The 11,817-nt window shown below is 66.2% G+C and carries 9 protein-coding genes; 8 read left to right on the top strand and 1 reads right to left on the bottom strand.

The features are described 5' to 3' along the window. The first annotated feature begins 2 nt into the window (after window positions 1-2). The 4 genes from gspD (at window position 3) to pncB (ending at window position 5,847) form a co-directional block, all read left to right on the top strand. Window positions 3-2,204 carry a type II secretion system secretin GspD gene (gene gspD, locus H4O10_RS08420; protein WP_033834384.1) on the top strand — a complete coding sequence of 734 codons (2,202 nt, stop codon included), beginning with the start codon at window positions 3-5 and terminating at the stop codon, window positions 2,202-2,204. 672 nt (window positions 2,205-2,876) lie between these two features. Then, window positions 2,877-3,728 (top strand): glycosyltransferase, encoded by an 852-nt coding sequence (locus H4O10_RS08415; RefSeq protein ID WP_005412209.1) that lies wholly within the window; start codon window positions 2,877-2,879, stop codon window positions 3,726-3,728. Further along, the gene (locus tag H4O10_RS08410) at window positions 3,725-4,564 is read left to right on the top strand and encodes a glycosyltransferase family 2 protein (protein WP_033834856.1); all 840 of its coding nucleotides are present in this window, start codon (window positions 3,725-3,727) and stop codon (window positions 4,562-4,564) included. Before H4O10_RS08415 ends, H4O10_RS08410 begins: the two co-directional genes overlap by 4 nt. Before the next feature lie 101 nt (window positions 4,565-4,665). After that, complete coding sequence (gene pncB, locus H4O10_RS08405) at window positions 4,666-5,847, top strand: nicotinate phosphoribosyltransferase (protein WP_033834855.1); 1,182 nt, start codon at window positions 4,666-4,668, stop codon at window positions 5,845-5,847. A 22-nt stretch (window positions 5,848-5,869) separates the two neighbouring features. Here pncB and H4O10_RS08400 read toward each other — a convergent pair whose 3' ends face one another. Beyond that, complete coding sequence (locus tag H4O10_RS08400) at window positions 5,870-6,235, bottom strand: hypothetical protein (RefSeq protein WP_033834854.1); 366 nt, start codon at window positions 6,233-6,235, stop codon at window positions 5,870-5,872. 457 nt (window positions 6,236-6,692) lie between these two features. Here H4O10_RS08400 and H4O10_RS08395 point away from each other — a divergent pair, with 457 nt between their 5' ends. The 4 genes from H4O10_RS08395 to H4O10_RS08380 all read left to right on the top strand — a co-directional run bounded on the left by H4O10_RS08395 (window position 6,693) and on the right by H4O10_RS08380 (window position 11,728). Beyond that, entirely contained in the window at window positions 6,693-7,232 is a 540-nt protein-coding gene (locus H4O10_RS08395; protein WP_033834853.1) for a fimbrial protein, read from the top strand. Between the two features lie 85 nt (window positions 7,233-7,317). Beyond that, entirely contained in the window at window positions 7,318-8,046 is a 729-nt protein-coding gene (locus tag H4O10_RS08390) for a fimbria/pilus periplasmic chaperone (RefSeq protein ID WP_049452069.1), read from the top strand. A gap of 92 nt (window positions 8,047-8,138) precedes the next feature. Then, entirely contained in the window at window positions 8,139-10,703 is a 2,565-nt protein-coding gene (locus H4O10_RS08385; protein ID WP_049452070.1) for a fimbria/pilus outer membrane usher protein, read from the top strand. Beyond that, complete coding sequence (locus H4O10_RS08380) at window positions 10,694-11,728, top strand: fimbrial protein (protein WP_049452071.1); 1,035 nt, start codon at window positions 10,694-10,696, stop codon at window positions 11,726-11,728. Before H4O10_RS08385 ends, H4O10_RS08380 begins: the two co-directional genes overlap by 10 nt. Window positions 11,729-11,817 lie beyond the last annotated feature (89 nt).

Below are 11,817 nucleotides of genomic sequence, written 5' to 3'. Positions count from 1 at the left end.
GCATGAGCCTGCGTTTTCTTCCCTGGTCCTTTGCCCTCGCGCTGCTGGTCGGCTGCAGCACCGTGTCCGCGCCGCATGTGCAGCGCAAGGGCAATCTGTCGCCCACTGCCGAGGCCGGCCAGGCAGCTGATGTCGCAGCAGATGCTGCCCGTGACGCCCAGGGCGCTCCGCAGGCGGTGATCCGCCGTGGCACCGGCACCATGATCAACCGCGAAGCAGCACGTGCACCGGCACCGGCGCTGCATGGCGCCAGCACCGGTGAAGCAACCTTCAATTTCGAAGGCGAGTCGGTGCACGCGGTAGTCAAGGCCATCCTGGGTGACATGCTGGGCCAGAACTACGTGATCGCACCGGGCGTGCAGGGCACGGTCACCCTGGCCACGCCCAAGCCGGTGTCGCCAGCGCAGGCGTTGAACCTGCTGGAGATGGTGCTGGGCTGGAACAATGCCCGCATGGTCTACAGCGGTGGCCGCTACAACATCGTCGCTGCCGACCAGGCGCTGGCCGGTACGGTTGCGCCGAGCACGGCGCCTGCAGCCAGTGCGCGTGGCTTCGAGGTACGGGTGATCCCGCTGCAGTTCATCTCCGCCACCGAGATGAAGAAGGTGCTGGAGCCGTATGCGCGGCCCAATGCCATCGTCAACGTCGACAGCGGCCGCAACGTGATCACCCTCGGTGGCACCCGCGCCGAGCTGGAAAACTACATGCGCACCGTCGAGATCTTCGACGTTGACTGGCTCTCGGGCATGTCGGTGGGCGTGTTCCCGATCCAGTCGGGCAAGGCCGAGCAGGTCGCTGCCGATCTGGAGAAGGTGTTCGGCGAGGAGAGCAAGACCCCCAGCGCCGGCATGTTCCGTTTCCTGCCGCTGGAAAACGCCAACGCCGTGCTGGTGATCACCCCGCAGGTGCGTTACCTGGACCAGATCCAGCAGTGGCTGGACCGTATCGATACCGCCGGTGGCAGCGCCCGTCTGTTCTCCTACGAGCTGCGCTACATCAAGGCGCGCGACCTGGCCGAGCGGCTGAGTGAAGCCTTCGCCAGCAGCGGCAACCGCGGCGGCTCCAGCCCGGCATCGCTGGCACCCGGCGCGATTCCATCGCAGCTGGGCAGCGACGGCGAGCGCGGCATGGACAGCAACAACAGCAGCAGTTTCGGTTCGACCCCGGGCAGCGGTTCCAGCGGTGCCGGCAACGGCAGCATGAACCTGCCGCAGCGCCAGTCCGGCAACGTCAGCGTCAGCCTGGAAGTGGAAGGCGATCGCGTGGGCGTCTCGGCGGTGGAGGAGACCAATACCCTGCTGGTGCGTTCGAGCCCGCAGGCCTGGCGCTCGATCCGCGAGGTGATCGAGAAGCTGGACGTGATGCCGCTGCAGGTGCACATCGAAGCCCAGGTGGCCGAGGTGTCGCTGGATGGTGACCTGAAGTACGGCGTGAACTGGTTCTTCGACAATGCCGTGGCCGGGCGTGCCCTGACGGGAGCATTGGGCGGCGTGACCCTGCCGGCAGCAGCGGGTGGCTCTTGGAGCAGCTTCGCCGGTGCCGCAACCGGGGGCGAAGGCCTGGGCTGGGCATTCACCGGCCACAATGGTGCGGCGGTGGTGAGCGCGCTGGACAAGGTCACCGATGTACGCCTGCTGCAGACCCCCTCGGTGTTCGTGCGCAACAACGCCGAGGCCACGCTCAACGTGGGCGACAAGGTGCCGATCAACACCACCACGGTCAACACCGGTATCGGCACCGGCACCTACAGTTCGGTGCAGTACATCGACACCGGCGTGATCCTGAAGGTGCGCCCGCGCGTAACCCGCGATGGCACGGTGTTCCTCGATATCGTGCAGGAAGTGAGCAGCGCCTCGAACGTGCCCGACAACTGCAATCCGACCGAGCGCAACTGCAACCCGCGGATTTCCACCAAGAAGCTGTCGACCGAAGCGGCGGTGCAGAGCGGCGACACCATCATGCTGGCCGGCCTGATCACCGATTCGGCCACCGATGGCAGCAGCGGCATTCCCGGCCTGAGCCGGATTCCGGTGGTCGGCGCGCTGTTCGGGCAGAAGAGCCGCACCAGCCGCCGTTCGGAGGTGATCGTGCTGCTGACCCCGAGCATCGTGCGCAACGGGCAGGAAGCGCGGAATCTGACCGATGAGTACAGCCAGCGCTTCCGCGCGATGGAGCCGCTGAACCAGCCGCGCGCAAAGAAGTAAGGGGTTTGCGGCCGGGCTGCGCCCGGCACCCGCAGAGGCCGGAGCCGGAGCCAGAGCCGGAGCAACGGCAACAGCGGGTTTACTGAGGGGTGGCGGGGCGGTGTGGGTTGGCAGGACACGCCGTAAACCCGTCTCTGGGGGCTCGATGGCGCCATCCATGGCGCCAACGGTCCTGCCAACCCACACCGCCCCACCGTCTGACAGATCCCCGCGGCTGTTGGTAGGTGTCGACCTTGGTCGACACGATCCACGCCATGCGTGGATGACTCTCCATCGAAATCGAATATTTCGAAATCTGTGAGATCTGAGCCGAGCATGGCTCGGCTCTACAGAAGAGCAGGCAGATCGCGGAAAACTGTCGAAGGCGGGGTGGGTCCGGTTGCGGGGGCGTGAGCCGCATGGATGCGGCGACCGAGCTTACATGGGTGAGGGCGCTTTGCTTGCGAAGCACTGCTTCGCAAGCGCCCGAACGCACAGCCGCCAGCGGCTGGGCCGGGCCCCGGAAGGGGGACTTGCAGCGTCCCCCGCAACCGGACCCACCCCGCCATCCCACGGATAGCCGGCTTCTGCTGTTGCTTCGGCTTCGGCTCTGGCCTGAAGCGGGTGCCGGGTGCAACCCGGCCGATACCCTCCCGGTGCTAGGCTGTGGCTACCGACAACCACGGAGGCGGGATGGGGGCGATCGTGTTGTTGCCGCTGTGCGTGGACGATGCCGCGCTCGACCGCTGCCTGGCCGCACTGGATGCCGGCACCGCGCCGGGCACCGCGGTCTGGTTGGCCGACGATGCGCAGACCGGGCCGCGCGCGCAGGCGGTCGTGGAACATTGGTTGGCGCATACGCCACTGCAGGCCGAGTACACCCGCCGCGCGCGGCCGCTGGGCGAGGTGGCCCACCTGGACGAGATGTTGCGCGCCTGCGATGGCATGGACGTGGCGGTGCTGGCACCGGACAGCGTGCCCGCGCCGGGCTGGCTGCAGCAGCTGCAGGACACCTTCGCCCGCGATGCCGCCATCGCCACCGCAACTCCGTGGTGCAATGCCGGCGAGACCGCTGCGTGGCCACGGCTGGGCGAAATCAATCCCGAACCCCATGATCCGGCCCTGCTGGCGCATACCTGTGCCACATTGCCAACCCTGCACCCCGAGCTGCCGTCCGCAGTCACCCATGCGGTGCTGGTGCGGGGCAACGCGCGTCGACGTGCCGGGGGCCTGGACGTGGACAGCTACGCCGGCTGGAACGCGGCGCTGGTGGACCTGAGCCTGCGCATGGCCGGCCTGGGATGGCGCAACGTGCTGTGCGAGACCGCCTTCGTCAGCCGGGCGGGGGAGGCGGTCAGCCGTGACGGCGATCTTGAAGCGCTGGCCGCGCGCTGGCCGGGCTGGGTGCCTCGGTTGGCGGACTTCCTGATGCACGACCCGCTGCACGGGCTGCGTGCCGACCTGCAGCAGCGCATGCGGCAGGCGATAATGCCGAAGGAACAGGGCGACCTGTTCGTTCCTTCCGCGCCGGAGCCACCCGTTTGAATGTTGCCATCGCCGCCATCGTCGTCACCTACCAGAGCGGCAGCACCATCGATGCCTGTCTCTCGCGCCTGCGCCAGGCGCGGGACGTGGCCGAAATCCGGGTGATCGACAACGGCTCGATGGATGGCACGCTGGATATCGTGCAGCGCCATGCCAGCCACGACCCGCGCGTGCGTTTTGTCGGCAATCCGGACAATCCCGGCTTTGCCGCCGCAAACAATCAGGGGGTGGCCGATTCGCACAGCCCGTGGCTGGCCTTCATCAACCCGGACCTGATGGTTGAGCCCGATACTCTGGCCGAGCTGCGCAGTCGTGCCGAACGGTTGGGGGATTGCCTGCTGGGTGTCGAACAGCTGGACGAGCATGGCCATGCCGACGAGGCCGTGCGCCGTCGTGATCCGGATTTCCTGTTGATGCTGCGTTCGCCCGGCAAAGGCTCGAAGCTGTCGGTCCCGCGCGATCCGCAGCAGGCGCTGCAGCGGGTGCCGGCGTTGTCTGGCGCGCTGCTGCTGATGCCGCGTGCGCTGTTCGACCGCATCGGTGGCTGGGACGCCGGCTATCGCCTGCACGCCGAAGACCTGGACTTGTGCCGGCGCGCACGTGAGGCTGGCGCGGTGGTGGCGATCGCCAACGACCTGCAGGTCACCCATGTGCGCGGTGTCTCCAGCCGCTCACGGCCGTTCTTCGTTGAATGGCACAAACACAAGGGCCTGTGGCGCTATTTCCAGAAGTTCGAAGCGAAGCAGCGTTCGCTGCCGGTGCGGGTGGCGGTGTGGGGCGCGATCTGGGCCCACGCTGTGATGCTGGTGCCGCGCCTGTTGCGCCGGTCCCTGTAGAGCCGAGCCCGCGCTCGGCTGCATGGATAGGGGCATCCATGCAGGGTGTGGATCCACGGGCGGCGCCCCCGGTTCACCCGTCCAGGCGCATAATCCGCCCCATGCCTATCATCCAGTCCCTGCTCGACACCGACCTGTACAAGTTCACCATGATGCAGGCGGTGCTCCACCAGCACCCCGGCGCGCAGGTGCAGTACCGGTTCAAGTGCCGCACCCCCGGCATCGACCTGGCCCGTTACATCGACCAGATCGACGAAGAGATCAACCACCTGTGCAGCCTGCGCTTCAGTGACGCGGAACTGGACTACATGCGTGGACTGCGCTTCGTGAAGCCGGACTTCGCTGATTTCCTCGGTCTGTTCCACCTGGACCGCAAGTACATCCAGTTGCGTGCCTCGAAAACCGTGCCGGGCGAGATCGAACTCGACATCACCGGCCCGTGGCTGCACACCATCCTGTTCGAAGTGCCGCTGCTGGCGATCATCAACGAAGTCTGGTTCCGCAACACCACCACGCCTGACTTCGCCGAAGGCGAGCGCCGCCTGCAGGCCAAGGCGGCACTGCTGCGCGATACCCCCGGTTTCGAACAGTGCCGCATTGCCGACTACGGCAGCCGCCGGCGTTACTCGCGCGACTGGCATGCGCGCCTGCTGCCGCTGCTGCGCGATGCGCTGGGCCCGCAGTTGGTGGGCACCAGCAACGTGCACTTCGCCCGCCTCTACGGCATGACCCCGCACGGCACGATGGCGCACGAGTACCTGCAGGCGTTCCAGGCGCTGGGCCCTCGGCTGCGCGATTCGCAGGTGGCGGCACTGGAATCGTGGGCGCGCGAGTACCGTGGCGACCTGGGGATCGCGCTGTCCGACGTGGTCGGCCTGGACGCGTTCCTGCGCGACTTCGACATGTACTTCTGCAAGCTGTTCGACGGCGTCCGCCATGACTCCGGCGATCCGTTCGACTGGGGCGACCGCATGCTGGCGCACTTCCAGCAGCGCCGGGTCGACCCGCGCAGCAAGGTCCTGGTCTTCAGCGACGGCCTGGACATCGCCAAGGTCATGCGCCTGTACGACTACTTCCGTGGCCGCTGCCAGGTCGCGTTCGGCGTCGGCACCCACCTGACCAATGATCTGGGTCCGACGCCGCTCAACATCGTCATCAAGATGGTCCGCTGCAACGGCCAGCCGGTGGCCAAGCTCAGCGATTCGCCGGGCAAGAGCATGTGCGACGACCCCGGTTACCTGGCTTACCTGCGCCAGGTCTTCGAGCTGCCGCAGCCGGCGTAATCGCGCCGGCCTTCAGGGCTGCTTACAGGTAGTCGACAACGACCAGGTAGGCGCCCTGCAACGGCTGCTGCTTCGAGGCCTGCACGCTGTAGCGCTCGGAGAAGGCGATATCGCCGGCGCGCATCGCGCTGGCCGACACCGACAGCTTCTGCCCCTGGCGCTTGCCATCGCGCAGCGTTGCGGCCTGGCCATCGGCCAGCGCCGTCACAGCCACCGTCGAGCCCTTGGCCGACGGCGGGCAGGCCGCCAGGCTCAGCTCGCCCTGGGACAGATTGGTCGTGCAGCCCGGTTCGACAATGCGGCCGCTGAAGCGGATGCTGCCGCTGCTGGCCTGGGCCACGGCACTGATGGACATCAGGGCCACGCACAGCAGAAGGGAGGTTCTCATGACACGTTCTCTGGTTCGGTGTGTCCTAGTTAGCGACAGCTTCGATCAGCCTTTAATAGGACAATTCCGAATCTGCTAGGCCCATCACCAAGAAAGAGTGATGGGCATCAAAGAAGTCGATTTCCACCTGAAAAAGGCCTGTTTCCATGCATGCCGAACGCGCCACCCGAAGCGTCATCCAAGGTCGTTTCCAACCTCATCCAGCGACCGTCACCTTCCCGCACCTCCAAGGTCATCATTGCGGCTATCACGTCACATTTGCAGCGTCAATGAATTGACGTTCAGAAAAATAATGAGACTTTCATCACACTTGTGCATATACTTGCGTCACGGATTCAGGGGAGCGTATGTCCGAATCCGGCCACAGGTGAGACGCAAGGATGGGTCTTGTTCGCCCGGCAGTGCTCCTTGCTTCCTCCTCTACTTCCATCTCTTCAGTAGGGTTAGGTAAAAGCGAATGCACAAGATCAACCTCATTGCCGCTCTGATGCTGGCCGCCGCTCCGCTGGCCGCCAACGCCGCCGACGGCACCATCACCTTCACCGGCAAGGTGACCGACAAGACCTGCACCATCTCGACCCCGGGCGGCAAGGACTTCGCCGTCAACCTGCCGACCGTGTCCAAGAACACGCTGGCCGCCGCCGGCAACGTCGCAGGCCGTACCCCGTTCGCGATCAACCTCACCAAGTGCAGCGCCGGCAACGTCGCTACCTACTTCGAGCCGGGTTCGACCGTTGACTTCAACACCGGCCGCCTGCTGAACCAGGCCTCGGCCAACGCTGCCACCAACGTGCAGCTGCAGCTGCTGGGCTCGAACAACCAAGTCCTGCCGATCAAGGCTGCAGGCGCTGGCCAGGCCCAGACCAACTCGCAGTGGGTCACCGTCGGCACCGACGGCTCGGCCGACCTGAACTACTACGCCGAGTACTACGCCACTGCCGCCGCCACCCCGGGCGACGTCACCAGCAGCGTCAAGTACACGATCATCTACAACTGATCGCAGCCGTACCCGCATTGGCCGGCGTACGCGCCGGCCAGTGCCTCGCGGCCTCTGGCCCCATACCTCGAGCGTAGTACTTCCGATGAAAGCATTCTTTCCCCGGGCGCTGCTGCTGGCAGCGTTCGCGCTGCCCTTCTGCCAGGACGCACTGGCCGGCGTGGTGGTCAATGGCACGCGGGTGATCTATCCGGCGCAGGCACGCGAAGTCACCGTGCAGGTCGACAACGTTGGCGAATCGCCCGCCCTGGTCCAGGCCTGGATCGACAGTGGCGACGCCAACCAGACCGCCGATACCAGCGACGCCCCGTTCGTACTGACGCCGCCGATCGCGCGCGTCGAACCGGGCCGCAGCCAGGCGCTGCGCCTGATCTTCTCCGGTGCGCAGCTGCCGACCGACCGCGAGTCGGTGTTCTGGCTCAACGTGCTGGACGTGCCGCCGTCGCCGGACAACGCCGACAGTGGCGACCAGAACTACCTGCAGGTCGCGTTCCGTTCGCGCCTGAAGCTTTTCTACCGGCCGCAGGGGCTGAAGGGCGTCGCCAACGACGCACCGGCAGCACTGCACTGGACGCTCGCCGGCGATCGCCTGCGGGTGGAAAACCCGAGTCCCTTCCACGTCACCCTGGCTGAAGTGCACGCCGTGACCGGCGGCACCGAAAAGGCCGTCGAGGACAAGGGCGCAATGGTTGCACCGAAGCAGAGCCTGGAGTTTGCCGCACCGGCGGGCACCAGCCAGGTCCGCTTCATCACCATCAACGACTACGGCGGCCGGGTGGAACACACGATCCGCCTCGGCAGCACCGGGGGCTGAACGCGCCGCGCTGGCCCACGGCCCGCGCATCCCGCCACCGCCGCCGTGCGGCGAACTGAAGGAATGTCAGTGTGATCGGAAACAGATTGACATTGTCGATCCATCAGGCGCTTTGCCTGCTGGTTGCTGGCGTGGCCTGTCCAGGATGGGCGCTGGCCGCCCCGGCCAATCTCGGCGAACAGGCGCTGATGGCGCAGAGTGGTGCGGCCACCGCGCGTGCACCGGAGTCGGCGCAGTTCAACTCCAGCTTCCTGTCTGGCCAGGCCAAGCAGGTCGACCTGGCGGCCTTCAGCAACGGCAACCCGATGGTGGCTGGCAACTACCGTGTCGACGTCTACGTCAACGGTGCCTGGCAGGGACGCCGCGATCTGCAGTTCAAGGCCGATGCGCAGGGCCGTGTCGACGCCTGCCTGCCGCTGCCGATGCTGGAGGAAATGGGCGTGGACAGCGAGGCCGTGCTGTTGCAGCAGGACCCGTCCGTGCCGACCGACACGACCAGCTGCGTACCGGTGCAGCAGCGCATGGCCAATGCCTACGGCATCTATGACAGCGGCAACCTGCGCTACGACCTCAGTATCCCGCAGGTGTTTCTGCGCCGCGAGGCGCGCGGCTACGTCAATCCGTCGCTGTGGGACCGCGGCATCAATGCCGGCTTCGTCGGCTACAGCTTCAATGCCATCGACAGCGACAGCCGCGTCGAAGGCGGCCAGCGCAACCGCAGTGCTTACCTGGGCCTCAACGCCGGCCTCAACCTGGGCGGCTGGCAGTTCCGCCACGACTCGAACCTGACCTGGTCCGAGGGCGATGGTCGCCACTGGCAGAGCATCGCGACCTACGCCCAGCGCGGCATCCCGCAGGTGCGCGGCATGCTCACCATCGGTGAGGCCTACACCACCGGCGAACTGTTCGATTCGATCGGCTACCGCGGTGCCAGCCTGGCCAGCGATGACCGCATGCTGCCCGATTCGCTGCGCGGTTACGCGCCGGTCGTGCGCGGCATCGCCGAGACCAACGCGCGTATCGAAGTGCGCCAGAACCAGCAGCTGATCTACTCCTCGACCGTATCGCCGGGCAGCTTCGTCATCGACGACCTGTACCCGACCGGTTACGGCGGCGACCTGGAAGTGAGCGTGATCGAGGCCGATGGCCGTCGCCGCGAGTTCAAGGTGCCGTTCGGTTCGGTGCCGCAGATGCTGCGCGAAGGCGTATCACGCTATTCGCTGACCGCCGGCCAGGTGCGCAACAAGCTGCTGGCCGATGAGCCGTGGCTGGTGCAGGGCACCTACCAGCGTGGTATCGGCAACCAGCTGACCCTGTACGGCGGCAGCGCACTGAGCGACGGCTACCTGTCGCTGCTGTACGGCGTTGGCCTGTCCACGCCGGTCGGCGCGTTCGCCGCCGACGTCACCCATGCGCGTACCTCGTTCGATCACTACGGCAACCACACCGGTGCCAGCGTGCGCCTGAGCTACAGCAACATGATCGGCGAGACCGGGACCAACCTGACCCTGGCCGCCTACCGCTATTCGACTGAAGGCTTCTACAGCCTGCAGGACGCACTGTACGGTCGTGATTCGGACAAGCGTGGCATCGATCCGACCACCCGCGGCCGCCAGCGCAGCCAGTTCCAGGTGACGCTGAACCAGCCGCTGGGTCGTCGCGGCGGCGCGCTGTACCTGACCGGTTCGGTGCGCGACTTCTACGATCGCTCCGGCACCTCCAAGCAGTACCAGGTCGGCTACAACAACGCCTGGCGCTCAGTGAATTATGGCTTCTCTGCGCTGCGTACCGAAGAGGGCGTTCTGGGCCGTTCCGATACCCAGTACCTGCTGTCGATGAGCGTGCCGCTGGGCCGTGGTACCCACCCGGTATCGTTCAGCGCCGACCTCGGCGTGCGCGATCGCGGTGGCTACGACAACAGCCGCGTCGGCATCACCGGTTCGGCCGGCGTCGACAACAACTTCAGCTATGGCGCCGCCCTGTCCGACTCGCGCGAAGGCGGCACCACCGCAGTCGGCAACGTCGAATACCGCAGCCGCTATTCGGCATTGAACGCCACCTACAGCCACTCGCGTGATTTCCGCCAGGCCTCGGCCGGTGCCAACGGCAGCGTGGTCGTGCATCCGGGCGGCTTCACCTTCACCCCGCAGCGTGGCGACACCATGGTGCTGGTGGAAGCTCCGGGCGCACGCGATGCCATCGTCAGCAACGCCCCTGGCCTGCGCGTCGATGGCCGCGGCTACGCCGTGGTGCCGTACGTGTCGCCATACCGCCTCAACACCGTCACCCTCGACCCGCAGGGCATGGCCCACGACGTCGAACTGGAGAGCACCAGCCAGGCGATCGCGCCGTTCGCCGGTGCCATCAGCTACCTGCGCTTCGATACCCGCAAGGGCAATGCGCTGCTGATCCAGGTACGCAACCCTGATGGCCGCAGCATACCGTTCGGAGCACAGGTCAAGGACGAGCAGGGCCAGCCGGTGGGCATGGTCAGTCAGGGCGGCCGCCTGTATGTGCGCAGCGAGCAGACCCAGGGCCGCCTGCTGGTGGAGTGGGGCGCGGGCGCCGATCAGCGCTGCACCGTCGATTACCAGGTTCCGGCGGGCGCCGATGCGTCCAGGACCGGCTTCATCCCGCTGGAGGCAGCATGCCGATGATCTCTTCCCGTGGCCGCAAGGCGCTGAGTGCGGTGGCCATATTGGCTGGTATTGCCGTGGCCAGCCCGGCGTTGGCGACCTGCTACATCACCCAACAGGGCTTTGTCGCGCAGGACGTGCAGATGGACATGGGGCAGATCGTAATCCTGCCTAGCCTGCCCGTCGGTGGTGTGATCAAGGAGCTGATCGTGCCTATCAACCAGCGCGACAGCATCGGTTACTGCGATCGCTGGGGCGGTAGTGCCAATGGCCGTTTCGTCAACGCCGCGCAGCAGAACGCGGTCCCGGGTTTCAGCAACGTCTATGCCACCGATGTAGCCGGGGTGGGCATTCGTGTCTATCGTGATTCGGGCACCATCCAGACTTACTACCCACATACCCTGCAGTTGGGGGGCAGCCGGACGTTGACCCTCAACGGTGGCCGCTTCCGGGTGGAGCTGATCAAGACCGCCGCGCAGACGGGCTCGGGCATCATCGCGCCTAACGGCCGCTTCACCACCTATTATCTCGACGGCGACGGCCCTGGCCGTCCGGAACTGACCTCGACCTTCAAGGGCTCGGGCACCACCGTGGTCAGCCCGACCTGCGAAGTGCAGGCCGGCAGCCGCAATATCGCCGTCGATTTCGGCAGCGTGCCCAATACCACTTTTACTGGTGTCGGTTCCAAGGCCGTCGACCGCGATTTCGAGATCCGCCTGAACTGCCAGGGCAGCAACGTGGCCGCATACCAGAGCAAGATCGGCATCCGCCTGGACGCCGACCAGGACAGCTCGAACATGCCCGGCGTGCTGAAGCTGAGCGCAGCCACCAACAGCGCTACCCGCATCGGCATCCAGATGGTCCAGCGCGACGGCAGCAGCGAGCGCGAAGTGCGCTTCGGCCAGACCATCAGTGTCGGCACCACCACCGCCGGTACCAGTGTCATGAGCCTGCCGCTGCGTGCGCGCTACGTGCAGACCCAGGCCGGAACCGTCGGCGCCGGCACTGCCAACGGGCAGGCAACGTTCACGATCCAGTACGAGTAACACGCGTTTCCCCACTGCTGAGTTTCGAGCCGCACGTCGCCAGTTCCACCGGCGGCGTTGACTGCGTCTTGATCCCGCAAACGTGAAGA

This window comes from Stenotrophomonas sp. I18B00994 (assembly GCF_014145825.1).
GTDB classification, from domain to species: Bacteria; Pseudomonadota; Gammaproteobacteria; order Xanthomonadales; family Xanthomonadaceae; genus Stenotrophomonas; species Stenotrophomonas maltophilia.
The sequence above is the reverse complement of the archived record's forward strand: the minus strand, read 5'-3'. Positions and strand labels throughout refer to the sequence as shown.